Origin of the sequence: Sinorhizobium fredii NGR234, from assembly GCF_000018545.1 — a bacterium.
Classification (GTDB): domain Bacteria; phylum Pseudomonadota; class Alphaproteobacteria; order Rhizobiales; family Rhizobiaceae; genus Sinorhizobium; species Sinorhizobium fredii_A.
Map to the genome: position 1 here is coordinate 1,834,712 of NC_012587.1, position 25,803 is coordinate 1,860,514.

The 25,803-nt window shown below is 62.5% G+C and carries 24 protein-coding genes and 1 pseudogene; 5 read left to right on the plus strand and 20 right to left on the minus strand.

All coding sequences use genetic code 11. The features are described 5' to 3' along the window. Positions 1–116 precede the first annotated feature (116 nt). The 7 genes from NGR_RS20130 to NGR_RS20160 all read right to left on the minus strand — a co-directional run bounded on the left by NGR_RS20130 (position 117) and on the right by NGR_RS20160 (position 9,149). Positions 117–1,250, minus strand: coding sequence for a Gfo/Idh/MocA family protein (locus NGR_RS20130; RefSeq protein ID WP_012708308.1), 1,134 nt, complete (start codon positions 1,248–1,250; stop codon positions 117–119). Positions 1,251–1,263: 13 nt separating this feature from the next. After that, the gene (locus tag NGR_RS20135) at positions 1,264–2,025 is read right to left on the minus strand and encodes a sugar phosphate isomerase/epimerase family protein (protein WP_012708309.1); all 762 of its coding nucleotides are present in this window, start codon (positions 2,023–2,025) and stop codon (positions 1,264–1,266) included. A 144-nt stretch (positions 2,026–2,169) separates the two neighbouring features. After that, positions 2,170–4,644 (minus strand): beta-mannosidase, encoded by a 2,475-nt coding sequence (locus tag NGR_RS20140; RefSeq protein ID WP_012708310.1) that lies wholly within the window; start codon positions 4,642–4,644, stop codon positions 2,170–2,172. An 81-nt stretch (positions 4,645–4,725) separates the two neighbouring features. After that, on the minus strand, positions 4,726–5,811 hold the full coding sequence (locus NGR_RS20145; RefSeq protein ID WP_012708311.1) for an ABC transporter ATP-binding protein: 1,086 nt from the start codon (positions 5,809–5,811) through the stop codon (positions 4,726–4,728). A 6-nt stretch (positions 5,812–5,817) separates the two neighbouring features. Next, complete coding sequence (locus NGR_RS20150) at positions 5,818–6,759, minus strand: carbohydrate ABC transporter permease (protein WP_012708312.1); 942 nt, start codon at positions 6,757–6,759, stop codon at positions 5,818–5,820. Then, positions 6,752–7,660: a carbohydrate ABC transporter permease gene (locus tag NGR_RS20155; protein ID WP_012708313.1), complete on the minus strand. Its 909-nt coding sequence runs from the start codon at positions 7,658–7,660 to the stop codon at positions 6,752–6,754. The genes NGR_RS20150 and NGR_RS20155 overlap by 8 nt, the downstream gene beginning before the upstream one ends. Positions 7,661–7,913: 253 nt before the next feature. Then, a complete protein-coding gene (locus NGR_RS20160; RefSeq protein ID WP_012708314.1) occupies positions 7,914–9,149 on the minus strand; it encodes an ABC transporter substrate-binding protein in 1,236 nt (411 codons plus the stop codon). Positions 9,150–9,657: 508 nt separating this feature from the next. On the opposite strand from NGR_RS20160, the gene NGR_RS20165 reads away from it, so the two are divergent. Next, positions 9,658–10,725, plus strand: coding sequence for a LacI family transcriptional regulator (locus NGR_RS20165; protein WP_012708316.1), 1,068 nt, complete (start codon positions 9,658–9,660; stop codon positions 10,723–10,725). A 101-nt stretch (positions 10,726–10,826) separates the two neighbouring features. Here the strand turns inward: NGR_RS20165 and NGR_RS20170 are convergent, their stop codons facing one another. Then, positions 10,827–11,501: a hypothetical protein gene (locus NGR_RS20170; protein ID WP_012708317.1), complete on the minus strand. Its 675-nt coding sequence runs from the start codon at positions 11,499–11,501 to the stop codon at positions 10,827–10,829. A 202-nt stretch (positions 11,502–11,703) separates the two neighbouring features. Between NGR_RS20170 and NGR_RS20175 the strand changes: the two genes are divergently transcribed. Continuing rightward, positions 11,704–12,303 (plus strand): YdeI/OmpD-associated family protein, encoded by a 600-nt coding sequence (locus NGR_RS20175; protein WP_012708318.1) that lies wholly within the window; start codon positions 11,704–11,706, stop codon positions 12,301–12,303. 78 nt (positions 12,304–12,381) lie between these two features. Here NGR_RS20175 and NGR_RS20180 read toward each other — a convergent pair whose 3' ends face one another. The 6 genes from NGR_RS20180 to ccoG form a co-directional block, all read right to left on the minus strand. After that, on the minus strand, positions 12,382–12,651 hold the full coding sequence (locus NGR_RS20180) for a hypothetical protein (protein WP_012708319.1): 270 nt from the start codon (positions 12,649–12,651) through the stop codon (positions 12,382–12,384). A gap of 104 nt (positions 12,652–12,755) precedes the next feature. Beyond that, positions 12,756–14,186 (minus strand): NADP-dependent phosphogluconate dehydrogenase, encoded by a 1,431-nt coding sequence (gene gndA / locus NGR_RS20185; RefSeq protein WP_012708320.1) that lies wholly within the window; start codon positions 14,184–14,186, stop codon positions 12,756–12,758. A gap of 177 nt (positions 14,187–14,363) precedes the next feature. Beyond that, entirely contained in the window at positions 14,364–14,522 is a 159-nt protein-coding gene (gene ccoS, locus NGR_RS20190) for a cbb3-type cytochrome oxidase assembly protein CcoS (protein ID WP_012708321.1), read from the minus strand. Next, on the minus strand, positions 14,519–16,783 hold the full coding sequence (locus tag NGR_RS20195; protein ID WP_012708322.1) for a cation-translocating P-type ATPase: 2,265 nt from the start codon (positions 16,781–16,783) through the stop codon (positions 14,519–14,521). Before NGR_RS20195 ends, ccoS begins: the two co-directional genes overlap by 4 nt. Then, complete coding sequence (locus NGR_RS20200; protein WP_012708323.1) at positions 16,780–17,274, minus strand: FixH family protein; 495 nt, start codon at positions 17,272–17,274, stop codon at positions 16,780–16,782. Before NGR_RS20200 ends, NGR_RS20195 begins: the two co-directional genes overlap by 4 nt. A gap of 7 nt (positions 17,275–17,281) precedes the next feature. Further along, positions 17,282–18,853: a cytochrome c oxidase accessory protein CcoG gene (gene ccoG / locus NGR_RS20205; protein ID WP_012708324.1), complete on the minus strand. Its 1,572-nt coding sequence runs from the start codon at positions 18,851–18,853 to the stop codon at positions 17,282–17,284. 285 nt (positions 18,854–19,138) lie between these two features. Here ccoG and NGR_RS20210 point away from each other — a divergent pair, with 285 nt between their 5' ends. Together NGR_RS20210 and NGR_RS20215 are read left to right on the plus strand one after the other, a co-directional pair. Beyond that, positions 19,139–19,573 carry a polyketide cyclase gene (locus tag NGR_RS20210; protein WP_012708325.1) on the plus strand — a complete coding sequence of 145 codons (435 nt, stop codon included), beginning with the start codon at positions 19,139–19,141 and terminating at the stop codon, positions 19,571–19,573. After that, positions 19,570–19,917, plus strand: coding sequence for a VOC family protein (locus tag NGR_RS20215; protein ID WP_012708326.1), 348 nt, complete (start codon positions 19,570–19,572; stop codon positions 19,915–19,917). The genes NGR_RS20210 and NGR_RS20215 overlap by 4 nt, the downstream gene beginning before the upstream one ends. Positions 19,918–20,241: 324 nt before the next feature. On the opposite strand, the gene ccoP is transcribed toward NGR_RS20215, so the two are convergent. From ccoP to tnpA, 5 genes and pseudogenes are all read right to left on the minus strand, one after another. Beyond that, on the minus strand, positions 20,242–21,105 hold the full coding sequence (ccoP, locus tag NGR_RS20220; RefSeq protein WP_012708328.1) for a cytochrome-c oxidase, cbb3-type subunit III: 864 nt from the start codon (positions 21,103–21,105) through the stop codon (positions 20,242–20,244). An 83-nt stretch (positions 21,106–21,188) separates the two neighbouring features. Further along, a pseudogene (locus NGR_RS33185) lies at positions 21,189–21,338 on the minus strand (cbb3-type cytochrome c oxidase subunit 3); the annotation flags it as partial. A gap of 13 nt (positions 21,339–21,351) precedes the next feature. Further along, entirely contained in the window at positions 21,352–22,083 is a 732-nt protein-coding gene (gene ccoO, locus NGR_RS20230; RefSeq protein WP_012708329.1) for a cytochrome-c oxidase, cbb3-type subunit II, read from the minus strand. A gap of 12 nt (positions 22,084–22,095) precedes the next feature. Continuing rightward, positions 22,096–23,715, minus strand: a complete 1,620-nt coding sequence (gene ccoN / locus NGR_RS20235) for a cytochrome-c oxidase, cbb3-type subunit I (protein ID WP_012708330.1) — start codon at positions 23,713–23,715, stop codon at positions 22,096–22,098. A 276-nt stretch (positions 23,716–23,991) separates the two neighbouring features. Continuing rightward, positions 23,992–24,426, minus strand: a complete 435-nt coding sequence (tnpA, locus tag NGR_RS20240) for an IS200/IS605 family transposase (RefSeq protein WP_012706922.1) — start codon at positions 24,424–24,426, stop codon at positions 23,992–23,994. A 105-nt stretch (positions 24,427–24,531) separates the two neighbouring features. Here tnpA and NGR_RS20245 point away from each other — a divergent pair, with 105 nt between their 5' ends. Next, on the plus strand, positions 24,532–25,053 hold the full coding sequence (locus tag NGR_RS20245; protein WP_012708331.1) for a hemerythrin domain-containing protein: 522 nt from the start codon (positions 24,532–24,534) through the stop codon (positions 25,051–25,053). An 18-nt stretch (positions 25,054–25,071) separates the two neighbouring features. On the opposite strand, the gene NGR_RS20250 is transcribed toward NGR_RS20245, so the two are convergent. Continuing rightward, entirely contained in the window at positions 25,072–25,782 is a 711-nt protein-coding gene (locus NGR_RS20250) for a PAS domain-containing protein (RefSeq protein WP_012708332.1), read from the minus strand. Positions 25,783–25,803: the final 21 nt, after the last annotated feature.

Here is a 25,803-nt window from a genome sequence, read left to right on the forward strand (position 1 = left end):
CGACGGCCTGCCGCTTTCAACGTCGCACTAGGTTGAGATGTCGAGACGAAGGCAGAAACGGTGCGGCGAAGGAGCCCCTCCCCCTTGTGGGGAGGGGTTGGGGAGAGGTCTTCCCTCTACCGCAACAGCGCCCGCGCCTCCTCGATGCCGAGCGCCGCCGGCTGGGTGCAGGTCGTCGAAAGCGTCACGAAACGGCCCTCCTCGCCCGATTTCAGGATCGACACCATGACGTCGACGGCATGCAGGGCGCGATCGAGCGAGCAACGCGCATCGCGTCCGTTCAGGATCGCGTCCGCGAGGTCGGCGAGGCCGGCGGTGCGATAGTTGGCGATCGGACCGAGCGGATGCTCCCAGTTGTTGACGGCGAACGGATGATCCCACATCTCCAGCGGCTGGATGTCCTTGCCCTGCCCGCTTGCTTCGACCGTGCCGCCGAAGAAATTGGGATCCGGCACGAACAAGGAGCCCTCGTTGCCGTAGAGTTCCATATGGGCGTGGCGGTGCGACCAGACATCCCAGCTTGCCGAAAGCGTGATCGTCGCGCCGTTGTGGAATTCGAGCAGCGCGTGGATGTTGGTCGGCGTCTTGACCGGAATCACCTCGCCCTTGCGTGGCTCACTGGTGATGGTGCGGGTCTGGCTTGCCATGGAGGAAAGCGCTGCGACCCGCTTCACCGGCCCGATGAGGTTGACGAGGTTGGCAATGTAATAGGGTCCGAGATCGAGCACCGGGCCGCCGCCCGGCAGGAAGAAGAAGTCCGGGTTGGGATGCCACATTTCCATGCCGGGGCTCATCACATGGCAGGTCCCGGAAGTAATCCGGCCGATCTTGCCCGCGTCGATATGGGCACGGGCGAGCTGGTGCGCGCCGCCGAGAAACGTGTCCGGCGCCGAGCCGACCATCAGCGCCTTCGCCCTGGCGATCGCCCGCAGTTCCTCGCCCTGTTCCATGGTGAGGACGAGCGGCTTCTCTGAGTAAACGTGCTTGCCGGATTCGAGGATCGCCTTCGAAACCGGGAAATGCGCATCCGGGATGGTCAGGTTGACGACGATGTCGACTTCCGGATTGACGAGCATCGCCTCGATGCTCTGCGCGCTCACGTCGAATTCAGCCGCCCGCGCCTCGGCGGCGACCGGATTGATATCGGCGCAGGAGACGATCCTGATGCCCTTGAAGAGCGGCGCAAGCTTGAAATAGGTGGTTGAGATGTTGCCGCATCCGATGATGCCGACGCCAAGTTCTTTTACCATGGAGATGTCCTGCTCAGTAGGATTGAATCGAAGCCAGCGAGCGCTTGGCGAAGCGCCGGAAGTCGCTGGGATTGTCGTGTTCGGCAATGAAATACTTGGCCGAGGTCTTTGAGAGCGCCTTGATGAGCGCCTTCCAGTCGAGCGTGCCCTGGCCGACATCCGCCCAGCCGTCCTCACTTGCATTCTCGCCCTTGGCCGCGATGTCCTTGACATGGACGGCGGTGATGCGACCGCCGTGTTTCGAGATCCAGGCGAAGGGGTCGGCGCCGCCGCGCACGATCCAGGCGATATCCGCCTCCCAGGAGAGTTCCGGGCCGCCGGCGAAAATCAGGTCGAGCGGCACCGAGCCGTCCGCCAGCGGAAAGAACTCGAAATCGTGATTGTGCCAGCCGAAGTCGAGCCCCGCGTCGCGGAACGGCTTGCCCGCCGCCTGCAGCCGCGCACCGAAGGCGCGCCAGCCGGTCGCGTCGGTCGGGCGCTGGTCGGGCATGAGGTAGGGGCAATAAATGGCACGGATGCCGAGCGTCCTGGCGATCTTCGAGACCCGGTCCGGATCCGACTCGAGCATGTCGAGGCCGAAATGGGCGGTCGGCATGGCGAGGCCATGGCGATCGAGGCCGCTCTTGAAGCCGGCGATTTCACCATCGGTAAGCGACGCATAGAGCGCGCCGTAACCTTCGACCTGGGTATAGCCGGCTTCACCGAGTGCGGAGAGCACTTCGGCAAGCGGCGGGAAGTTGCGGGCGCTGTAGAGCTGGAAGCTGACGTCTTTCATTGAAAATCTCCTTGTGGGTTCGCGCGATTGGGACTTCGCGGGAATGGACGGAAGAAAGGCGGACGCGGCTGGCGCCGCACCCGTATCAGGTGGTGTTCACCGATGGGGAACCACGCGTTCTGGCGGGATGAAACTTCATGACGCTCAGCCCCTTCCCTGGCAGGATTCGAGGTCATAGGCGGTAAAGTGCGGCACGCCGCCCGTTTGAAGCGGCTCCTTCGGCGCGAAACGGACCGTCTTCACTTCACCGGCGGTCAGGTCGAAGGCATTGTCGGAATAGAGACCCTCGACATCGGCCTCGATCATCACCTGCAGCGCCAGGCCCGCCGCACGGACAGTCACATCGAAGGCGCCGTCCGGCCGCGGCGCCGTTTCGAGCGTCAGCCCGGATGGCGCGAGATCGAGGGCCTTGTAGGTGCCATGAACGTAATGCCCCTCGCCGCGCATGCCGTTCGATGCCTCGAAGGACCAGAAGAGCAGTGCATCCGGCGGAATGTCGCTCGCAGCGATGGCAACGAGCGTCGCCGCACGGTCGGGTGAGCACGAGCCCATCGCCGCCAACAGCGGACGGCGGCTGCCGTCGAGCGAAACGAGGAAGGTCTCGAGTTCGATCGTCACCGGCTCCGGCGTGTCGTTCACCACCGAGAAGGCGATTTCCCGGCCGTCCGCCGACGGAATGGCGGCGATGGCGACCGGCTGGAAGAAGCGGCGCGCCATGTAGTGCATCGCTTTCCAATGGCCGCCATAGTCGAGGCTCGACCAGGAGGCGACCGGCCAGGTGTCGTTGAGCTGCCAATAGAGCGTTCCCATGCAATGGGGCTTCAACGAGCGCCAGTAGTCGACCGCCGTGCGGATCGCCAGCCCCTGCTGGATCTGGCTCAGATAGACGAAGCTCGGAAAATCCTTAGGGAAACGGAAGTAGCGGAACATCGTCCCGGCGATCCGCTCGTTGCCGCCGGCATTCTTCTGATGCGCCTCCATCACCGGAGAGGCGATATTCAAGTCGTGCGCCTCGGCGAACTGCCGGATCACCGGCATCGACGTATAGGACTGGAAACCGAATTCCGAGCAGAAGCGCGGCCGCACGGTGCGGTAATTGTCGAAGGACTTGTTCTCGTGCCAGACGGACCAGTAGTGCATGTCGCCGGCGCCATCCGCATGCCAGGCATCGCCGAAATTGAGATAACCGACCGACGGACTCGACGGCCACCAGATCGCCTCCGGTGAGGCAGCCTTCATCGCCGTCTCGACGGTTCGGTTTAGCCGGTCGTAGGAAACGAGATAGCGGTCGCGATCCTTGCGGCTTTCCTCGAACCAGGTCAGCGCGCCGACGAGTTCATTGTCGCCACACCAGAGTGCGATCGACGGGTGGGACTGGAGGCGCCTGACCTGGTAGTCCACCTCCGCGGCGACGTTTTCAAGGAAGTCCGGCGTCGACGGGTAGAGATTGCAGGCGAACATGAAGTCCTGCCAGACGAGCAGGCCGAGCCGGTCACAGAGGTCGTAGAACCAGTCCGGCTCGTAGAAGCCGCCGCCCCAGACGCGGATCATGTTCATGTTGGCTTCGACCGCCGAGCGCAACAGGTCCTCGACGCCCTCAGGCGTGACGCGCGACATCAGCGCGTCGGCCGGTATCCAGTTGGCACCCCGGCAGAAGATATCGCGGCCGTTGACGCGCAGCGCGAAGCGGCTGCCGTCCTCGTCCTTGTCGGTGACGAGTTCGAGCCTGCGAAAGCCGATCTGGCGCGTGACGCTTTCCTCGGGCGTTTCCACCTTGAGGGTCGAGAGCGCCTGCTCGCCGCTGCCGGCCGGCCACCAGCGTCTGGGCTCCGCCACGTTGAACACATGGGTGATGCGTGTCGCGCCCGCGGCAACGCTGCAATCCAGACGCTCGCGCAGGCCGTCGAGCTCGAAGTGGATCGGCAGGATGCCAGGATCGTGGGCGTAGAGCTCGACCGTCACCTGCAGATCGACAGACCCGTCCTCCAGCCAGACCTGTCGCGTCGTGACATGTTCGATCCGCGCCGTCTCCAGCCGGCAGAGCGCCAGCGCGCCATAGACGCCGAGCGGCGCAATGCCGATGTTCCAATCCCAGCCGAAATGGCATTGCGGCTTGCGCAGCATATTGCCGTTGGGGATCGGCGAGTTGCCATCGTGATAGGGCACGTAAAAGGGCTGCGCCGCCTGGCGCCGCGCACCTTCTGATATCGAGGAGTGGAGCGCGACGCGGATGCGGTTCTCCCCCGAGACGAGTGCCTGCGAAACATCAGCACGATATCGACGGAAGCAATTGTCCGCCTGCAAGACGAGCCGATCGTTGACGAAAACCGAGGCGACGGTGTCGATACTGTCGAGATCAAGATACCAATAGCCTTCGAGATCGCCGGAATCGATGGAAACGGTGCGCTCGAGCACCCAGTCCTTGTGGGCCACCCATTGGACGTCCGCCTCGTTCCGGCCGTGATAGGGATCGGCAATGATGCCGGCCCGTTGAAGCGCGCTGTGCACGTCGCCCGGAAGCGCAATGGTCAGCGCGTGGCTGTTGTCCGCCGAAGCGAGCAGCCAATCGCCGGAGAGGTCGACGCGGATGGCGTCGCGATTGTTGAGTTCGGAAGGCATTGCCATAGTCCATTCGTTGACCGGCGGGTTCGCGCCGGCTTTCGTCCGAGCGGAGGCCGTCGGCGACCCCTCGGATTTCGGTCAGAGACGGCTTTCGCTAGTGGCGTCGAAGATCGAGGCAACGGCCATGTCGAAGGAGAGGCGCACCGTGCTGCCGGGAGGATAGCGCCGCTGGCCGGCGATCCGGACCGACATGGATTGGCCGGCAAGCGTTAACCAGAGCAGGTTGTCCGCGCCCATCGGCTCCTCGATATCGACGATTGCCTGGTGCACCTCATGCCCCTCCCTCGCCTCGTCGACCTTGACGTGCTCGGGCCGCAGACCGAGGACCACCTTCTGGCCGGACTGCAGCCTCGTGCGCGCCGGATAGGCGGTGACGTCGAAGGCGACGTCGTTCACCCGGACGAAGCTGCGTCCGTCCTTCGCCTCCACCTCGCCGCGGAAGAAGTTCATCGACGGCGAACCGATGAAGCCGGCGACAAAAAGGTTCTCCGGTGCGTTGTAGATGGTCATCGGGTCGGCAAGCTGCTGGATCACGCCGCTCTTCATGACGGCGATGCGGTCGGCAAGCGTCAGCGCCTCGATCTGGTCGTGCGTCACGTAGATCATCGTGTTCTTCAGCGACTGGTGCAGCCTCTTGATTTCGACGCGCAGTTCGGATCGCAGCTTGGCGTCGAGGTTCGACAGCGGCTCGTCGAAGAGGAAGACGTCGACATCGCGCACCAGCGCCCGGCCGATTGCCACACGCTGCCGCTGCCCGCCCGATAGCTCCGACGGCTTCCGCTTCAGCAATGCTTCGATCTGCAGGATGGCCGCTGCACGCTTCACGCGCTTGTCGATCTCCGGCTGCGGAATCTTGGCGACCTGCAGCCCGAAGGAGAGGTTCTTCTCGACCGTCATCTGCGGGTAAAGCGCGTAGGACTGGAACACCATGCCGATGCCGCGATCCTTCGGCTCCTCCCAGGTGACGTTGCGATCCTTGATGAAGATCTGCCCGTCCGACACGTCGAGCAGGCCGGCGATGCAGTTCAGCAGCGTCGACTTTCCGCAGCCGGACGAGCCGAGCAGGACGAGGAATTCGCCGTGGTCGATATCGAGATTGAGCTTGTCGAGAACGGTGATGGCCCCGAAGTTCAGCGACAGATCCCTGACGGAAACACTTGTCATGCTTGCTTATCCTTTCACTGCACCGGCTGCGATGCCGCGGACAAAGAGCCGTCCGGAGACGAAGTAGACGACGAGCGGAACTGCCCCCGTCAAAATCGTTGCCGCCATGTTGACGTTGTATTCCTTCACGCCCTGCACCGAATTGACGATGTTGTTGAGCTGGACGGTCATCGGGTAATATTCGGGGCGGGTGAAGACGACGCCGAACAGGAAGTCGTTCCAGATGCCGGTGACCTGCAGGATCATCGCGACCACGAAGATCGGCAGCGACATCGGCAGCATGATCTTGAAGTAGATCGTCCAGAACCCGGCACCATCGACACGCGCCGCCTTGAAGAGTTCCTCCGGCAAGCCGGCAAAATAGTTGCGGAACAAGAGCGTCAGGATCGGCATGCCGAAGATCGTATGTACGATGACGAGGCCGGTCAGCGTGCCGTAGACGCCCATTTCCCTGAGGACGATCACGATCGGGTAGATCATCACCTGATAGGGAATGAAGGCGCCGACGATGAGGATTGTGAAGAAGAGGTCCGCCCCTTTGAAGCGCCAGTTGGCAAGCGCGTAACCGTTCACCGAGGCGACCGCGATCGATATGATCACCGAAGGAACGGTGATACGGACCGAATTCCAGAAACCGCGAGAAAGCCCGTCGCAGTTGAGGCCGGTGCAAGCCTCGGCCCAGGCCTTCACCCAGGGGTCGAAGGTGATTTCGAGCGGCGGCGCGAAGATATTGCCGACGCGGATTTCCGGCATGCCCTTCAGCGACGTCATGATCATCACGTAGAGTGGCAGCAGATAGTAGAGAGCGACTACGATCAGGGTGCCGTAGACGATGATGTTGCGGCGCGAGAGCGTTCTGCGCGGCTTGCGGCCTTTCGGACCGGACGTGATCCTGCCAGGAGCCGCTTCGTGCTCGGCGATGCTGTTGTTGGTGACGAGATTAAGCACGCTTGCGACCTCCTCCGAATTCCAGATACGCCCACGGCACGATGATGATTGCGACGGTCAGGAGCATCATGGTGGAGGCGGCAAAGCCCTGCCCCAGGTTCTGCGCCTGGAACATGTAGTCGTAGACATATTTGGCGGGCACTTCGGAGGCGATGCCAGGGCCGCCGCTCGTCTGCGCCACCACGAGGTCGTAAACCTTGACGATGCCGCTTGCGATGATCACCAGGGTAGTGATGAAGACGCCGCGCATCATCGGGATGATGATCAGCACATAGGTCTTCCACATCGGAATGCCGTCGACCCGCGCCGCCTTCCAGATGTCCTCGTCGATGCCCCGCAGACCGGCGAGCATCAGGCACATCACGAGCCCGGTGCCCTGCCAGAGCGCGGCGATCAGGATGCCGTATATGACGATGTCGGCGTTGTAGAGCGGATCGAAGGAGAAGCTCGTCCAGCCGAGCGAGCGAACGATCGACTGGATGCCGAATTGCGGATTGAGCAGCCACTGCCAGACCAGGCCCGTGACGATGAACGACAGGGCGAATGGATAGAGCATGATCGTCCGGAACGCATTCTCGAAACGGATCTTCTGGTCCATCAGCGCGGCCAGCACGAAACCGATGACGAGGCTGAAGATCAGCGACAAGACGCCGTAGATGGCGAGATTCTCGATCGAGACGAGCCAACGTGGTGCCGCCCATAGCCGCTCGTATTGGTCCAGACCGACGAAGGACAGGCGCGGCAGCAGCTTGGAGTTGGTAAAGGAATAAAGAACTGTCCAGGCCGTGCCGCCGACGAAAATGACCACGGCCGTCAGGATCATCGGAACAGAGGCGATCTTCGCATTCAGGTTCCGCAACCACTGATTCGGCCGAGCCGAGCCGCGTGTTTGACCTGTCATGTTTGCTCCTCCGGACTGCAAGATATCAATGCGCGAACACGCGACTGCTGCGCCAACCGCCTCACCCCGGCTATCGCCCCTCACCAGTCACGCCGCGTTCACGGGAATTCGGAACGGTGATCCAACTCGAAGGCGGACGCTCCTCGAACGCCGACGCCAACAGACATCGACACGCGTGCCCGGCGCGAGCGCGTCGTGCCGAATGGGGATGAGGGCGGCCCCGCGAATGCGCGGGGCCTTCAGGCGGAGAACGTCAGTCCGCCGCTGCGATGATCTCGGCAAAGCGCTTCTGCGCGTCCTCCGGAGTTATCGACGTGTTTGCAAAGAACTCGGAGAAGAGGTCTTCCTTCTGCTTCTGGCTATCTTGCGAGAGAAGCTCGTCGGTGCTCCGGATCACGTTGCCCTTGGCAAGGATATCGAGCCCCTTCTTCATGCAGTCATTGGCGGTCGCGAGGTCCACGTCGCCGCGCACCGGCAGCGAGCCCTTTTTCAGGTTGAACGCGACCTGCGTCTCCGGCTTCAGCAGCGTCGATGCCAACTGCTCCTGCGCCTTCGACTTTTCCTCGTCCTCGAGCAGCGGGAAATAGAACGCGTCGCCACCGGTCGAGATCACCTCGTTGAGGCCAAGACCCGGAAGGCAGGTGTAGTCGACTCCGGCCTTCTGGCCAGCAAGCTGGAATTCGCCCTGGGCCCAGTCTCCCATGATCTGACCGCCAGCCTTGCCGGTGATGACAAGGTTCGTCGCCTGATTCCAGTCTTGAACATTGCTGCCCTTGGCCATCCGGCGTGCGTCGTCGGCGGCTTTGAAGACCTTGGCGATCTCCGGTCCGGCCGCCACTTCCTCATCCTTCTTGGCAAAGACGCTCTCGAATACATCCTTGCCGGCGACCGCGACGATCAAGACGTCGAAGGCTCCCGACGACTGCCACGGCTGGCCGCCGAGGGCGAGCGGCACGATACCGGCCTTTTCAAGCGCCGGTGCCGCTGCGACGAACTCGTCCCAGTTCTTCGGCACGGGAACACCGGCCTTCTGGAACGCAGCGTTCGAAAGCCACAGCCACTGCCAGGAATGGATGTTGACGGGGGCGCAGTAGATCTTGCCCTCGATGGTGCAGGAGTCGAGCAGGCTCGAGGGCTTGACGATCTCCTTCCAGTTTTCGCGTGTGGCGACATCGGTCAGGTCGCGCATCAGCCCTGCCTGCACCAGCTCTTCCGCCTGACGGCCATGGTTGAACTGCGTGGCGCCCATCGGGTCGCCGCCGGTGATGCGGCTCACCATGATCGGCCGCGCCGTTCCGCCGGAGCCGGCGATCGCACCGTCGACCCATTTGTTGCCGGTCGCGTCGAAGGCCTTGGCCAGTTCGGCGACCGCGGCAGCCTCGCCGCCGGACGTCCACCAATGCGTGACCTCCAGATCGGTGGCCTGAGCCACGCCGAACGGCACCGCCACGGTTGCGGCCAGTGCGCCGGCCAAAGAACGTAATTTCATGAGTCTCCTCCCTCACTGTAACGTTACCGTAAAAAACTTAGTTCAATCCATTTGCCGACGCAACACCCACAACGAACAATTCAAATTAATTATTTTTGTACAACTCCTGCTTTCATCCGACCGACCTTGGAGGGGCGCGCTCGCGCCATGTCCAAATATCGCCAACGCTCACCTCTCCGCCATTATCTGATTGTTTTTAATACATAAGGCAGAGACGCTTCGCGTCGTTCCGAAAGCCCACCCTTCGCATACGCAGCAAGATATTTCGGATAGTCGTTATTCAACCCTCCGTTTACGCAATTTGCAGCGCAGCAACAAAAACGCTCGACATTACTACTGTATCGTTACAGATATTGGGAACACGATTTCGCTTCGCCCCGATATGGTGCGTTCAAGCAAATCGTATATAACCGGCAAGGGGCAGGAGACGGGGCTATCAGAAAGGCGCCGGCACCGCGGTTGCGGTTGGCATGAGTGGCTTTGGAGGTCCGAACGAGCGGGCTTTGGCATGGAAGGCAGGACAAGGAACAGGCCGGCGGCAGTGCCGCCAACGGAGGGCGCCAGGCCGACATTGAAGACGATCGCCTTCATGACCGGGCTCGGCATCACCACCGTTTCCCGCGCGCTGAAGGATGCGCCCGATATCGGCGCCGAGACCAAGGAGCGCGTCCGCCTGGTCGCCAAGCAGATCGGCTATCAGCCGAACCGTGCAGGCGTTCGCCTCAGGACCGGCAAGACCAATGTCATCAGCCTCGTCCTGACGCTCGAGGAAGAGATCATGGGCATCACCAGCCCGATGGTCATCGGCATCACGGAAATCCTCGCCGGCACGCCGTACCACCTGGTCGTCACGCCCTATAGCTCCTCCAAGGATCCGCTCGGCCCGATCCGCTACATTCTCGACACCGGTGCCGCCGACGGCGTGATCATCTCGCGAATGGAGCCGAACGACCCACGCGTGACGCTGCTCACCGAACGTCAGTTTCCCTTCGCCACGCATGGACGGACCGAAATGGGGATCGTCCATCCCTATCACGATTTCGACAATGGACGCTTCGCCTACGAGGCGGTGCGCAAGCTCGTCGAACGCGGCAGACGCCGGCTGGTGCTGCTGGAGCCGCCGCCGCACCTCACCTTTCATTCGCACATGCGCACCGGCTTCGAAGGCGGCCTCAAGGATTTCGGTGCCGAGTCGGTCAGCTTCCATCAGGTCAATATCGACTACAGCCTCGTCGCCATCCGCGACGCCTTTGAAAAACTCATGGGTTCGTCCGACGCCCCGGACGGCATCGTTTCCGGCAGCGGCTCCGGTGCCATTGCACTGATTGCCGGCGTCGAGGCGGCGCGTAAGAAGCTCGGCGAAGAGGCCGACATGGTCTCCAAGGTCCCGAGCGACTTCCTGCGCTGGCTGCGTCCGGAGGTGATGACCATGTACGAGGACATCCGGATTGCTGGCCGTGAGCTCGCCAAGGCGGTGATCGGCCGTATCGAAGGGCAGCCGCCCGAGACCCTGCAGAGCCTCAGCCAGCCGGAGTTTCAGCCGCCGATGCAGCGGCTGATCAAGGGGCGGGAATGATCCGTCGCGATGTCAGGACGGGACGAAGCAGCCACCAACCACCCTCCATGGTTTGAGACCCGAGCTGTAACGTCGGCACTGGAGCAAAGTCTCACAACACCTCAGAGGACACAGCCGCACCGCGCGGAACGGGCATAGGAGACGATCTCGGCTCGCTTGCTGCGGCCGTCGCCGAGGAACGCATCGACGGCGGCGGCCACTTCGTTGGGTCGATGCCGCGCCCAATGGCCGAGGCCGTGGAGGGCTGCCTCCTGGCACGCGATCGCATCAAGCCTCAGCGTTCGACGCATGACATCGATCGCCGCCCTGTGCATGAGTTCGCAAGCCGGGTCGTCAGGCAGCGCCAGACATGGGAACTCGTCCCACCACATGTAACAGACGGTATTGAGGGGAGCTGCTCCTGGTTCGTCGATGTGCCCCAGCACAGCGGCGCAGCGCGGCGCGAACAGCTCGGCGAAGACATGCTCGATCGCCTCGACGCAGGCCAGCCGCGCTACCACGGGCGTCGACGTCTTGTAGAACCACCCGTTATCGCCCGAGGCACTGGTGCTCAGCAGATACCGCAAGCCCTGGGCGATCTGCGCATCGGAGAAGCCGGCGAGCGAACGCTCGGTCGTCGTGAAGAGCCTCGTAAAGTAATCGATGGCGAGAGACGGCTCGGGATCCCACCACGGAGGGTCTTCATCGAAGAACCAGGGATTGCCGTGCGGCCGGATCGCGTGGCTGAACGCGTGCTCAAGCCAGTCATCGTAGCTCAGGTCCGACACCGCAGGCATGGAAACCTCCTCCTCTAGGCGAGTCCGCCCAACCTTCTCACGAGCCCATCGCGCGCGCCAGCCGCACTCACCGAGTGCCCCCTTCCAGTTCGCGGCGCGACCGCGCAAACGGAGGCTAAGGGCTGGAAGGCTGATGCACCGCCTTGTAGGCTGCACCGCGATTCAGCAATGAAGATGCAGCCAGCAGGAGGAAGTTTGCCGCATGCCGCCCGTCAAGGTCGATCCCGATAAGGTGCGCGAGTTCGAGACCGCCGAGCGTTTCTACGATTGGCTCGGCAGCCACCACGACAAGGAGGACGAAGTCTGGATCAAGGTCCACAAGGTGGGGTCGGGGCTCGAGTCGATCACGCCCAAAGAAGCGATCGACGTGGTGCTCTGCTGGGGCTGGATCGACGGGGTGCGCAAGGGGCTCGATGACAAGAGCTTTCTCCAGCGCTACACGCCGCGCGGCAGGAAGAGCACCTGGAGCCAGATCAATGTCGACAATGTCGCGCGCCTCATCGAGGAAGGCCGGATGACGGAACACGGTCTCAGGCAGGTGGAAATGGCCAAGGCCGACGGCCGTTGGGACCGCGCCTACAAGAGCGGCAAGGACATGAAGATCCCCGACGATCTTCAGGCCGCAATCGATGCCGAACCCAAGGCCAGGGAAATGCTCGGCAAGCTCAGCGAACAGAACCGCTTCGCGCTCGCCTTCCGCACCCACAACATGAAGACGGAAGCCGGCCGGAAGAAGAAGATCGAGACCTTTGTCGAAATGCTGAAGCGCGGCGAGACGATTTACCCGCAGACGAAGAAGTGAGGCGGTCGGACGCGTTCTCGGGTTGCTTTGGTGGAACTCTCTGCAAGCTGCCGGAGCGCTTCATCGCGGCCCTGCTCTTCAAGTGCTTGCGGCTGGCCAATATTTGTCGTCGGTAAAATCCGCCGGCATCGGATTGAGCTGTTCGAGTTTCTCGGCAACGAAATCGATCTGCATCTTCAGATATTGGATCGGCCGCGGAATCGGCGCCCCGGTGGCCAGGTTTCGGACCCGCCACTGGTCATAACCGGCGGCCGTCATGCGCCGCTCCGCCTCGGCGCGAATGGTCGTTGATCCGACCGTGATTGCAGCTTCGATCGCCTTGCCGCCCTCGATGACTCTGAATTTCATGCTTGCTTCTCGTTATTCCCGCACCGGAACGTAGACGCCTTGGCTTGCCCGAGCTTGTCGCAAAGAGGGCGGCCAAAGCCGCCCTCCGCGCACGGGTGACGTCCCTAAGCGTTCAGCCCGCTGCCCCACGGCCCATGGTGGCTGTCGGCGCCGTCGACGCGGTCGAAGCCGTGGGCGCCGAAGAAGTCGCGTTGCGCCTGGATCACGTTCGCCGTGCCGCGGCCGCGGCGGTAGCTGTCGAAATAGCCGAGGGCCGAGGCGAGTGCCGGCACCGGCAGGCCGCCGAGCACCGCCGCGGAGACGACGCGGCGGAGTGCTGCATCGGTTTCCTTGACCATGGAAGCGAAAGCAGGCGTGACGATCAGGTTGGCTGCATCAGGCGCCTTGGTGAAGGCGGTAGTGATTTCGTCGAGAAATTGCGAGCGGATGATGCAGCCGGCGCGCCAGATCCTGGCGATAACGGGCATGGGCAGGTTCCAGCCGAATTCCCTCGAGGCGGCCGACATCACCGCAAAGCCCTGCGCATAAGCGCCGATCTTGGCGGCCAGCAGTGCGCTTTCCAGGTCCTTGATGAAGGCCCGCCTGTCGGCAACCTTGAATTCGCCGACCGGCGGCAGGCCAAGGATCTTCTCAGCCGCTTCGCGCTCCTCCTTCATCGAGGAGATGCTGCGGGCGGCGACGGCCGCTTCGATGGCGGTCGCCGGAACGCCCATGTTCTGCGCCTCGATCACCGACCATTTGCCGGTGCCCTTCTGGCCGGCCTTGTCGAGGATCAGGTCGACGATCGGCTTGCCGGTCAGCGGATCGGCGGCCTTCAATACCTTCTCGGTGATCTCGATCAGGTAGGAATTGAGCCGGCCCTTGTTCCAGGCGCCGAAGACTTCGCCGATCTCCTGCGCCGTCATCTTCAGCCCGTCGCGCAGGATGCCGTAGATCTCGGCGATCATCTGCATGTCGGCATATTCGATGCCGTTGTGGATCGTCTTGACGAAGTGCCCCGCCCCGTTTTCTCCGAGCCAGGCAACGCAGGGATCATTGTCATATTTCGCAGCGATCGAGGTCAGCACCTTCTCGACGCGGCGGTAGGATTCCTCGGTGCCGCCGACCATGATCGAAGGACCATGGCGGGCGCCCTCCTCGCCACCGGATACACCCATGCCGATGAAGGTGAGGCCGCTATCCTTCAGCGTGTCGAAGCGGCGCATCGTGTCGCGGAAATTCGCATTGCCCGCGTCGATCATGATGTCGCCCGCCGAAAGATGCGACTTCAACGCCTGCATCTGCTGGTCGACCGGATCGCCGGCCTTGATCATGATGATGATCGGCCGCGGCGGACGGATCGCCGCGACGAATTCCTCGATCGTCTCGCAAGGGACGATCTGCTCCTTGAGCGCGCCGGCCTCCGCGTAGAATTTCCGCGTCGCGTCAACCGTGCGGTTGAAAACGGCGATTTTGTTGCCTTTTTCAGCGATGTTGAGCGCCAGGTTCGATCCCATGACGCCGAGGCCGATTAGGCCGATTTCCGCCTGTGACACGTGCTTCCTCCATTGGACAGGAGAGCCATGCACGGGCGACGATTCGCGTGCGTGCCGGCCCCTTCGAATTGAATTGCGCAAGTCCGGTGGCCCAGGAAGAGCGGGTGCATGGGACATGCAGCGAAGGAGGCTGTTTTGGCACTCAAATCGATTTACGACAAGCCGTTCCTGACAAAATCAATGCCTGTCCGGCTTGCCATCGCCATCGTCGAGCACCCGCCATGAGGCGCCGTCGAGATCCTCATACTGGCCGCTCTTCAGCGCCCAGAGAAAGGCCGCGAGACTGAGACTGCCGAGCAACAGGGCGATCGGGATGAGATAGGCGAGCGTGTTCATCGGGCGCTTCCTGCCGGCTGCAAAAGGGAGGCAGGCGGCTCGCTGGCCGTTGCCGAACCGAGGCTTCGCAATCTCAAGGCATTCGCGACGACGATCACCGATGAGGTGGACATCGCCACTGCTGCCACCAGTGGCGTCGCGTAACCGAGAATGGCGATGGGTACGGCGATCAGGTTGTAGCCGATTGCGAGGGCGAAATTCTGCCGGATCAGCCGGCCGGCGCGACGCGAGGTCTCGATGGCGAAGGGAATGGCGGTCAATGGCTGGTGCATGAAGACGAAATCGGCGGCCTGGCGGCCGACGTCGGCGGCCGTCGCCGGGGCCATCGAAACATGGGCGGCGCGAAGGGCCGGCGCATCGTTGATGCCGTCGCCGACCATCAACACCCGCCGCCCGCCCGCGGCGACGGCATCAACCTTGCCGCGCGGCGAGAGCTCTGCACGCCAGTTGGCAATGCCGAGCCTGCGGCCGATCTCCGCCACGACCGGCTCGCGGTCGCCGGAAAGAATGCCGGTCGCAAGTCCCAGTTCATGCAGCGCCGCGATGCTCTCGCGCGCGCCGGGGCGGAGGCGATCTTCGAAGCGGAAACAGGCGAGCTCCTGGCCGCCGAGCGAGAGGATCGCTTCGGGCAACCCGCTCGAGACGCCGATGGTGCCACAGGCGAAGCTGCGGCTGCCGAGCCGATAGACACCGTTCGCCGTCTTGGCCTCGATGCCTGCGCCCGGAATTTCGCTGATCTCGCCTTCCAGATGAGAGCTACGGGCCGCATCGTGCAAGGCGACCGCGATCGGATGGCGAGAATGCGCGGCGAGTGCAGCGGCGGTTGCCAGCACGCCACGCGCAATCTCATGCGCGTTGACGAGGCGCGGCTCGCCGAGGGTGAGAGTTCCGGTTTTGTCGAGAAGCACCGTGTCGATCTCGGCAAGCCGCTCCATGGCAGAACCGTCCTTGACCATCACCCCGCCCTGGAAAAGGCGCCCGGCCGCAACCACTTGCACCACCGGCACCGCCAGCCCGAGCGCGCAGGGGCAGGTGATGATCAGCACCGCAACCGCAATCAGCATGGCATGGCGGACGTCACCCTCCACCAGCATCCAGCCGATGAAAGTTAGAAGCGCCAGCAGATGGACGGCCGGCGAATAGTAGCGCGCCGCCCGGTCGGCGATGCGGCGATAACGGGCCCGGCCCCCTTCGGCCGCCTCCATCAGCCCCATGATCTCGGCGAGAAAGGAATCGCGCGCCGCAGCGGTCGTCTCCAAGGTCAGCGGGCCCGTCAGGTTGAGCGTCCCGGCCTGGACGAGATCGCCCGCTCCGACCGTGATGGGCGCACTCTCGCCGTTGACGACGGAGCGATCGAGATCGCTGCTGCCGAAAAGCACGCGCCCGTCGACCGGAATTCGCTCGCCGGCGGCGATCATCAGCCGTTCGCCCGGCCTGATCTCGTCGACGGCACGGTATTCGCGCGTGCCATCGGGGTGAACGACCGTCGCGCCGCGTGGCGACAGACGTGCCAGACCGCTGATGGCGGACCGCGCCCGCCCCCGCATCATGTGGTCGAGGGTCCGGCCGATCAGCAGGAAAAACAGCAAGGTTACGGACGCATCGAACCAGGCATGCTCGCCATGGCCGATCGTTTCGTAGAGCGACATACCGTAGGACAGCGTCACCGCCAGCGCGATCGGCACGTCCATGTTGGTGCGTCCATGGCGAAGGGCGTTCCAGGCCGACTGGTAGAAGAAGCGGCCGGCATAGACCAGCGTCGGTGCCGCGATCATCGCCGAAATCCAATGGAACAGATCGCGGGTGGCCGCATCCGCCCCGGACCAGACGGAGACGGAGAGCAGCATGATGTTGGTTGCCGCAAAGCCGGATACTGCCACGGCGCGGATCAATTGCTTGAGCAGCTCATCGCCTTCGTCTTCGCCGGATGAAAGGAGATGCGCCTGGTAACCGCAAGCCGTGATCGCGCTGACGAATTCGCGGGGTTCGCTGCGGTGACCGCCAACCTCTTCCTTCCACACGATCGAAACGCGGCGCGAGGAGAGATTGACACGGGCGCGCTCGACCTCGGGTCTGGCGCGCAACGCGCTCTCAATCGTGCTGATGCAGGCGCCGCAGTGGACCCCGGGGACGCTGAGATCCGTCTGGAGCAACCCGCCTCCGAGGCTTCGGCTCGCAAGCCAGAGCTCTTCGGAGGCGGGCTGCGCCTGCCCCCCTTCGGCAACCGTCGTGATTTCGGCGCCAGGCGCGCAGCAGCTCATTTGACGTCTCCCGGGGCGATGAAGCGGATGGCCTGGCGGTAGACGACGGCGTCGCCGGACATCGCCGTCACATCGGCGATCCATTGGCCGGGCTTCAGACTTTCGGTGACGAGGAAAGTGCCCTCGTCCTGCCGATCGAGCTCGACGCGAAGATCCTCATGCTCCTCGACCGGCCGCTTGAACACGACGACGACCCTGTCGATCTGTTTCACCGGTAAGCCGTTGTACGTCACGACGTAGCGAATCCCGCCCGGCTCGGCGGTCAGCCGACCGGTGATGCCGCTTGCCTGAAATGCTCGAGTCTCGGCGACCTTGCCGTTGAACTGCTGGCTGGCGATATAGGTGTTCTCGACGACGAGGCCGCTCCAGCTTCGGCTGGCATTCCAGGCCATGACGAAGTTGACGGAGATGATGGTCCCGAAGAACAAGGCCATCACGGCGATCATGTGCCAACCGGTGAATTGACGCTGCTTGCTCGAATGATGGGTCATGTGCGTCCTATCTTTCTGGTGCGGCCCGGTTGAAATTCGCCCGGTACGCGTCCTGCTCACGGCTCAACGGATCGTCGGCAATCAATGTGAAGCCGGCATCCGCCTCGGCGAGGTTTTCCTTGGGCAGCGTCACGAAAACCTTGAGCGCGGTCACCTTGTCCGGATCGACGTCGATCGCGAAGCTCCGGCCATCGCCGGCGTGGCCGGCAAGCTGCATCCGCGCCGATGGCATGCCCTCGATCGCAAGGGTAATGGTGCGCCGCTCAGGGATCATGTTGAGCAGCTTGACCATGTAGCCGTTGCGCACCGAACCATCGGACTCGACGACATATTGCGGATTTCGATCGTGCAGCACGTTGAGTTCGAGCCGGTCACGCGATGCGAGCCCATAGACCAGGCCGAGCCCCATCGCTGCCCAGACGGCGAAATAGAGGAGAACGCGGGTGCGGAAGACGATGCGCCAGTCGAAATGCCTGACCGCGTCCACGAAGGTGCCGTTCGTGTCGCGGACGCGCCTCGGGTCGATCGCCGCCGCCCCCTTGTTGGTCGCAAGCGCCATATTGGCGGCATAGTCGCTGAGCGTCGCATAGGAGATCAGCCCGCGCTCGCGGCCGAGCTTGTCCATCACGCCGTCGCAAGCGTCGATGCAGAGTGCGCAGGTGATGCATTCGAGCTGCTGGCCGTCGCGTATGTCGATACCCATCGGACAGACCGCGACGCAGGCATTGCAATCGACGCAATCGCCGACGACCTCGCCGGCTGCCGCTGCCTTCTTGGCATGGCGCGAGCGCGGTTCGCCGCGCCAGTCGTTATAGGTGACGACCAGCGAATTCTCGTCCAGCATCGTCGCCTGGATGCGCGGCCAGGGGCACATATAGGTGCAGACCTGCTCGCGCATCAGCCCGCCGAAGACGTAGGTCGTGGCCGTCAGGATCGCTACGGTGAAATAGGCGACGGGGGGCGCTTCGAACGTGACGAAACTCCTGAGCAGCGATGGAGCATCGGCGAAATAGAAGATCCAGGCGCCGCCGGTCGCCACGCCGATGACGAGCCAGATTGCATGCTTGGCAATGCGTTTGGAGAACTTGTCGAGCGTCCAGGGACCCGCATTGAGCCGCATTCGCGCGTTGCGGTCGCCTTCGATGAAGCGTTCGATGACCAGGAAGAGATCGACCCATACCGTCTGCGGACAGGCATAGCCGCACCAGGCCCGGCCGACGGCGGAAGTCACGAGGAAAAGACCGAGGCCCGCCATGACCAGCAGCCCGGCGACGAAGAAGAACTCCTGCGGCCAGATCTCGATGAAGAAGAAATAGAAGCGCCGTGCCGCAAGGTCGACGAGGACGGCCTGATCCGGCGCATGGGCGCCGCGATCCCAGCGGATCCACGGCGTCAGGTAATAGATGCCGAGCGTCGCCAGCATGACGAGCCACTTGAAGCGGCGAAAACGTCCCTCGGCCCGCTTTGGAAAGACTTTCCTGCGCTTTTCGTAGAGGGGCTTGCGAACGCGCGCGGCATTGACCGGTTCGGCTTCCAGTCTTTCGATCGTCTGAGCTTTGGCGAGGGATCGGGGATGCATCCATGGATTCCGGATTATTTCATGATCGCCTCTGTCATCACCGATTTCGCCCGTCTCAAACCTTGATCTGCGTCAAGTCTGCGGCCGAATGCCAGCGGTGCGTCGATAAGTCCGCGTCGCATCTTTGACGACAAGCCACTCCTTTCTGCCTACTTCTCGCTGTAGGATGGTCAGGCGCCGTCGAACGGCGCATTGAGGCAGGCACCGTAAGCTCGAAGGAGATGGCCGTTTCATCCAGGACCGCGGCGCAGTGAGGTGCTAACCAGGCTGAAAACGGAGAGACGCATGACCACGATGGCCGCCAGAATAATTCATGTCTCGATCGAGCGGGACTGGCGCGATGTCTATGCCTTCATGGCCGACCACGCGAAGATGCCGCTTTGGGCCTCCGGGCTCTCTTCGGGGCTCACCCGTGACGGCGACGAATGGATCGCGCCTGGACCGCTCGGCAACGCCCGCGTCCGCTTTGCTCCCGACAATGAGTTCGGCGTCGTCGATCATCTCGTGACGCTCGAGAACGGCGCGAAGGTCCACAACGCGCTGCGGGTCGTGCCGAATGGCGATGGCGCGGAAGTGATGTTCACTATTTTGAGGCAAACCGGCATGAGCGACGAGCAATTCGCGACCGACGCCGCCTGGGTGGAAAAGGATCTCGCCGCCTTGAAGACCATTCTGGAAAAAGATCAAGAACGACCAAAGACGAGAAAGGACATGCCATGATCGGTAGCGACCGACGCATCGACTATATCGAGTTCAATGTTGCCGACATCGCGGCGAGCAAGGCCTTCTACGGCAGCGCGTTCGGCTGGACCTTCACCGATTACGGTCCGGAATATTGCGAGTTCGCGGACGGCCGGCTGACCGGCGGCTTCACGACGCTCGGTCCGGTCCGCAGCGGCGGGCCGCTCGTCATCATCTATGCCGATGACCTGGAGGACGCTCAAACCCGTGTCGAGAGCGCCGGCGGCAGGATCCTCAAGCCGATCTTCGCCTTCCCCGGCGGCCGGCGCTTTCACTTTACCGATCCGGATGGCTACGAGCTGGCGGTCTGGTCCAAGCAATAAGTTCAACTGGCAGGGAGCGCACTTTCATTCGCCGAAACGGATGAAAAGTGCGCTGACGAGGCCGAAGACGACGATGCACTGCAGGATGAACATGGGCCATTCCTGTGACATCTCGCTCCTCCTCTCGAATGACCGCCGCCACAACGGCAAACCTGCAATGGAGCGGCTCCGGAAACGCAGGTGCTGACCGGCAAACGACAGATTATTGATGAGTGGCCGGCCACGAGAAAAGTTTAGCATCTCCTTTTGAATTGCGCACAGAAAAGCCGCACGCCCTGAGGGGACGTGCAGCCAACGCATGAGGGAAGCTGTTCGGACGGCTCGCTACTCGCCGCCGCCAAGCGAGTGGACGAAGACCGCGAGTTGCTTGACTGCCGTGTCGCCGATGCGAGGCAGCCACGCGGGCATGACGCCATGCTTCGGCGCTTTCATCTGGTTGACGATCGCCTGCTCGCCCTCCTCGTTCAACCAGATTGCGTCCGCCAAATTGGGTGCGCCCATCTCGCGGTTGCCCTTCGCATCCGCGCCGTGGCAGGCGGAGCAGTTGTCCGCGAAGAGCTGCTTTCCGTTCGTAACAAGCGCCAGATCGGACGACGTACCACTGAGACTGACGACGTAGGCCGCGGTCTCGCGCATCTCTTCGTGTGTCAGCATCTCCGCGAAGGAGGGCATCTCGGAGACACGCGTTTCCGCATCGCCGCTGTGACGGATGCCATGCGCGATCGTCAGATAGATGTCCTCGGGCTTGCCGCCCCAAAGCCACTCGTCGTCGTTGAGGTTCGGGAAGCCCTTGGCGCCGGCCGCCCCGGAACCGTGGCACTGGGCACAGTTGACTTTGAAGGCCGACGCACCGCCTGCCGCCGCGAATTGCTGAAGTTGCGGGTCGGCGATGATTTCGTCTAGCGAACTGGACGCGATGCGCTCAAGACTCCCTGCCTGCGCTGCCTTGGCATTGGCAAGCTCCGTGCTGACCTCGGCGCGGCTGGAGAACCCGAGCATGCCCTTGGTCGCATCCGTGAGCAGCGGGATCGAGGGATAGGCGACGGCATAACCGACCCCCCAGAGGATCGTGGCGTAGAACGTATAGACCCACCAGCGCGGCATCGGATTGTTGAGTTCGCGAATGCCATCCCATTCGTGGCCGGTGGTTTCGACGCCGCTGATCTCGTCGATATGCTTGTCCGCCATGATCAGTCCTCCTTTCGAGCGGCATGAGGAAAAGTGTGCAACGGTTTTCCGCCCGCATGCCGCCCTGGCTCGGAGCCGATCACATCGTGATTGAAGGGTATGGCAGCGGCCTGGTTGGCGGCCGCCTTGGCGCCAGGCCGGAAGATGAAAGCGACGACGCCGAGAAAGAAGAGCGTCATGCCAAGGAGAGCCCAGCTGTCGGCGAAATGGCGCATGGCGGTATAGGTTTCCATGTCAGTTCCCCGCTCAGCGATAGCCGGTCGTGTCGTCATAGGTGGAGAAATCGACGAGCGTGCCGAGCATCTGCAGATAGGCGACAAGCGCATCCATCTCGGTCAGCTTTTGCGGATCGCCGTCGAAATCACCGAGCTTGGCCTTGGGGTAGCGCGCCTCGAGGCCGGATGTGTCCGCATTCGGATCGGCTTGCGCTTTGACGTCCGCCAGCGCGGTGTCGATCATCTCGTCCGTGTAGGGGACGCCAACCGCCCTGTTCGCCTCGATGCTCGCAGCAACGTTCTTCACCTCGAGCGGCGTCTCCTTCAGGAAGGCGTAGCTCGGCATGACCGATTCCGGCACGACCGAGCGCGGCTCGATCATGTGCTGGACGTGCCATTCGTTGGAATAGCGCGCGCCGACGCGGGCGAGGTCCGGACCGGTGCGTTTCGAGCCCCACTGGAAGGGATGGTCGTACATCGACTCCGCCGCCAGCGAATAATGACCGTAGCGCTCAACCTCATCGCGGAACGGCCGGATCATCTGGCTGTGACAGACATAGCAGCCCTCGCGGACATAGATATCGCGACCGGCAAGCTCCAGCGGCGAATAAGGCCGCATACCCTCGACCTTCTCGATGGTGTTCTCGAGGTAGAAGAGCGGAGCGATTTCGACGATGCCGCCGATCGAGACGACGAGCAGGGAACCGACGAGCAGCAGCGTCGCATTGCGTTCGAATAGCGCGTGTTTGTCGAGAATGGACATGGGTCTCCCCTCCTATTCCGCAGCCGCTGGCAGCGCCGCGGCATCGAGGATCGAGGCCTCGTCGCGGACACGACCGAGGATCGTCATTGTTACGTTGAAGGCCATGATGAGCGCGCCGGCGAAGAACAGGGCACCCCCGGCGGCACGCATGACGTAATAGGGCAACATCGCCGCGACCGATTCCGCGAAGGAATAGACGAGGAAGCCCTGGTCATCGTATTCGCGCCACATCAGCCCTTGCTGGATGCCGGCGACCCACATGGTGGCGGCGTAGACGACGATGCCGAGGGTGGCGAGCCAGAAGTGCCAGTTGACCATGCGCAGGCTGTAGAGCCGCTCGCGGTTCCAGAGCTTCGGCACCAGGTAATAGATGGCACCGAAGGTGATCAGGCCGTTCCAACCGAGCGCGCCCGAGTGCACGTGGCCAATCGTCCAATCGGTGTAGTGGCTTAGCGAATTGACGGTCTTGATCGACATCATCGGGCCTTCGAAGGTCGCCATGCCGTAGAAGGCGACGGCCATCACCATCATGCGGACGATGGGGTCGGTGCGGACCTTGTCCCAGGCTCCCGACAGCGTCATCAGGCCGTTGATCATGCCGCCCCAGGAGGGCATCCAGAGCATCACGGAAAAGACCATGCCGAGCGTCTGCGCCCAGTCCGGCAGCGCCGTATAATGGAGGTGATGGGGACCGGCCCAGATATACATGAAGATCAGCGACCAGAAGTGGATGATCGACAGCCGGTAGGAATAGACCGGACGGTTCACCTGCTTGGGGATGAAGTAGTACATCATCGCCAGGAAGCCGGCCGTCAGGAAGAAGCCGACGGCGTTGTGGCCGTACCACCATTGCGTCAGCGCATCCTGCACGCCCGCGAAGGCGGAATAGCTCTTCGAGCCGAGGAACGAGACCGGCACCGCCAGGTTGTTGACGATGTGGAGCAAGGCGATCGTCACGATGAAGGCGAGATAGAACCAGTTCGCCACATAGATGTGCGGCTCCTTGCGCACCAGGATCGTGCCCAGGAAGACAATGAGGTAGGCGACCCATACGATCGTCAGCCAGAGGTCGACGTACCATTCCGGTTCCGCATATTCGCGCCCCTGGGTGATCCCGAGCAGATAGCCGGTGGCGGCAAGCACGATGAAGAGCTGGTAGCCCCAGAAGACGAACCAGCCGAGATTGCCGCCGAAAAGCCGGGCGCGGCTGGTGCGTTGCACGACATAGAGGGAGGTCGCAATCAGAGCATTGCCGCCGAATGCGAAAATGACCGCTGAGGTGTGCAGCGGCCGGACGCGGCCGAAGTTGAACCACGGCTCGATATTGAGGTCGGGAAAGGCGAGTTGCAGCGCCACGACGACGCCGACGAGGAACCCGACGGCGCCCCAGAAAACCGTGGCAATCACGCCGTACTTCACCACCTCGTCGAAATATTCCTGCCGCTGCGGCGCGTGCCCCGAAATGGCGGGGCGAAAATCGACCCGCCGCATCAGCACGATCGTGCCGCCGAACAGCGCGAAGAACAGCACCCACATATGCGCTGCAAAAAAGCGATCCTCAGCGAAACCGGCCCCTACCAGCGCCAGGAAGGCGCCGACACCGAGCAGGATCGTCTCCACCGTATATTTCATTGTTGGACCCCCAACTTTTCCACCTGCCGGCCATCGCGCACATGGTCGCGCGTCGGCCAACGCGGCTGGAGATTTGTCGGAATCATCCATCCCCTGCCTTGATTCAGATCAAGGTTAGGTACGGCGCACTGCCGCATCTTCCCTGTCGTGGAGGGCCGCGACGTGAAGAGATGCTGGACGGGACCTGAGCGCATGATAACGAGAAGTCACGACCTCCACCAGAGGTGGAGGTTTGAAACGCTGCGCTTGAACCGCTAGAAGCGGTTTTGCTATAAGTTAGTAGCTACGGTTAAAGAGGTCGGCAAAGTCGGAAGCTTTGTCGGCCTTTTCTTGATTACGGATATAGCGTCTGACGACCTGCTCATCATAGCCAGCCGTTGAGACGAAGTACCCACGCGCCCAAAAGTGATAGCCTTTGTAGCGCCGCTTGCGGGCATATTTGTTGGCCACGTAAAGGGCTGTCTTGCCCTTCAGGAAGCCCACAATGTGCGACACCGAGTACTTCGGCGGGATCGAGATCAGCATATGCACATGGTCGGGCATAAGGTGCCCTTCCTCGATCCGGCAATCCTTTTGCAGAGCAAGCCGATGCAAAAGGTCACCCAATTCACGGCGCAAGTCACCGTAAAGACGTTTCGTTCGGTATTTACTTGAAAAGACCACATGGTATTTGCAGTCCCACGTCGCGTGTGATTGCGATCGTTCATCCATAAAACCTCCGTTCTATGTCTCGGCCAGCCTAGCGGTCCAAGCACGGAGGTCTCTCAATCACAATGTAGAACGCGTCCAGTCCTCCACCGGAGGTGGAGGTTTATTTTGCTTACAATCAAGGGACTCGCGCCTTCTCAAGGCGCGCAGTCGCGAACGCCGAAAGTGGCTGCCGCCGAGCCGTTCGCCTGGCTTGCGGAGGCTCACAAGGACCAATTGGCGCTCTGCGACAGCCTGGAGGCCATCGCCGATACCCTTCCGGACATCGACCGGGAGATCTGCGCCTATGCCGCAAGAATGCTTGGCCCCCTGCTCCGGGAACTGCACGCCGGTGAGGAGCGGCTGGTCTTTGCCTGTCTCGAAAGACGGCACGGCGACGATCCGGACCTGGCCGCCATGCTCGAAGAGCTGAAATACGAGCATTGCGAGGACGAGTGCTACGCGGAGGAGTTAGCCGAGATGCTGGCGCGGCTCGGGGCGGCGGACGCGAGCGCCAATGCCGAAACCGCCGGCTACATGCTGCGCGGCTTCTTCACGAATGTGCGTCGGCACATTGCCTTCGAACAGGAATGCCTGCGCGGCATTCTCGCGCGGCACGAGGGCGAGCAGCCGGATACACTGCCGGCCTGAGCGAAGGCATCATGCCGGTCAGGCGGCCACCGCCCTGCGCCGGTCGGCATGTTCCTGAATGACGAGGATGGCGCCGATGAGCTTGCCGGCGCATGATCGGCAGGGTGTCATGCGGCAGCGAACGACGACCGTGCGGCCATCGACGGTCTTGGCAAAGGTGTAATCGATTACCTCGCCGGCGAAGCAGCGGTCGAGATGGAGCCTGACGCGCTGTTCGAATCGCTGAAGGCCGATGAACTCGACGACATGCCGTCCAACCAGGTCCATCGGCCGTCGTTCCAGATGGCTCGCATGCGCGGCATTGGTGTAGAGATACCGGTAATCCGGCGTAATGACCGCGACACGGTCGGGAAGACAGTCGAGAATCGCCTCGTTTAGCAATTCCTCGTCGGCGCGTCCCTTCGTCGGCAGTTTCGGGGCCAGGTCGAGATCGAGCCCGGCGAGGTCGACGGTTCGCGTTGCCGCAAGATAGCGGTCGATCAGCGATTTGAGCAATCGCGAATGGCGCAGCACACAGGCGATGTCGTCCGCCTCGGAACGCAACAGGTCCACGAGAAACTGGAACTGCAGGCGGGCGTCTTCGACGCTGGCGGCCTTCTCGGAGTAGACGGCCCTCAGAATTGGCTCAAGTTCACGATCGAGGATACCGATCAGATGGTCGTCCGCGATCTTTACCGCATACTGCAACTGCGAATACTTGAACCAAAACAGCTCAATCAATTCGTTCAATTTGAAAACCTCATCCCGCGG

Coding starts and splice junctions, on each gene's coding strand:
- NGR_RS20200 (WP_012708323.1), bottom strand. CDS start 17,274: ATGACCCATCATTCGAGCAAGCAGCGTCAATTCACCGGTTGGCACATG.
- NGR_RS20130 (WP_012708308.1), bottom strand. CDS start 1,250: ATGGTAAAAGAACTTGGCGTCGGCATCATCGGATGCGGCAACATCTCA.
- NGR_RS20195 (WP_012708322.1), bottom strand. CDS start 16,783: ATGAGCTGCTGCGCGCCTGGCGCCGAAATCACGACGGTTGCCGAAGGG.
- NGR_RS20140 (WP_012708310.1), bottom strand. CDS start 4,644: ATGCCTTCCGAACTCAACAATCGCGACGCCATCCGCGTCGACCTCTCC.
- NGR_RS20135 (WP_012708309.1), bottom strand. CDS start 2,025: ATGAAAGACGTCAGCTTCCAGCTCTACAGCGCCCGCAACTTCCCGCCG.
- NGR_RS20175 (WP_012708318.1), top strand. CDS start 11,704: ATGCCGCCCGTCAAGGTCGATCCCGATAAGGTGCGCGAGTTCGAGACC.
- NGR_RS20160 (WP_012708314.1), bottom strand. CDS start 9,149: ATGAAATTACGTTCTTTGGCCGGCGCACTGGCCGCAACCGTGGCGGTG.
- NGR_RS20155 (WP_012708313.1), bottom strand. CDS start 7,660: ATGACAGGTCAAACACGCGGCTCGGCTCGGCCGAATCAGTGGTTGCGG.
- ccoN (WP_012708330.1), bottom strand. CDS start 23,715: ATGAAATATACGGTGGAGACGATCCTGCTCGGTGTCGGCGCCTTCCTG.
- NGR_RS20145 (WP_012708311.1), bottom strand. CDS start 5,811: ATGACAAGTGTTTCCGTCAGGGATCTGTCGCTGAACTTCGGGGCCATC.
- NGR_RS20165 (WP_012708316.1), top strand. CDS start 9,658: ATGGAAGGCAGGACAAGGAACAGGCCGGCGGCAGTGCCGCCAACGGAG.
- ccoP (WP_012708328.1), bottom strand. CDS start 21,105: ATGGCGGACAAGCATATCGACGAGATCAGCGGCGTCGAAACCACCGGC.
- NGR_RS20210 (WP_012708325.1), top strand. CDS start 19,139: ATGACCACGATGGCCGCCAGAATAATTCATGTCTCGATCGAGCGGGAC.
- NGR_RS20215 (WP_012708326.1), top strand. CDS start 19,570: ATGATCGGTAGCGACCGACGCATCGACTATATCGAGTTCAATGTTGCC.
- ccoS (WP_012708321.1), bottom strand. CDS start 14,522: ATGAACACGCTCGCCTATCTCATCCCGATCGCCCTGTTGCTCGGCAGT.
- NGR_RS20180 (WP_012708319.1), bottom strand. CDS start 12,651: ATGAAATTCAGAGTCATCGAGGGCGGCAAGGCGATCGAAGCTGCAATC.
- ccoO (WP_012708329.1), bottom strand. CDS start 22,083: ATGTCCATTCTCGACAAACACGCGCTATTCGAACGCAATGCGACGCTG.
- NGR_RS20170 (WP_012708317.1), bottom strand. CDS start 11,501: ATGCCTGCGGTGTCGGACCTGAGCTACGATGACTGGCTTGAGCACGCG.
- ccoG (WP_012708324.1), bottom strand. CDS start 18,853: ATGCATCCCCGATCCCTCGCCAAAGCTCAGACGATCGAAAGACTGGAA.
- tnpA (WP_012706922.1), bottom strand. CDS start 24,426: ATGGATGAACGATCGCAATCACACGCGACGTGGGACTGCAAATACCAT.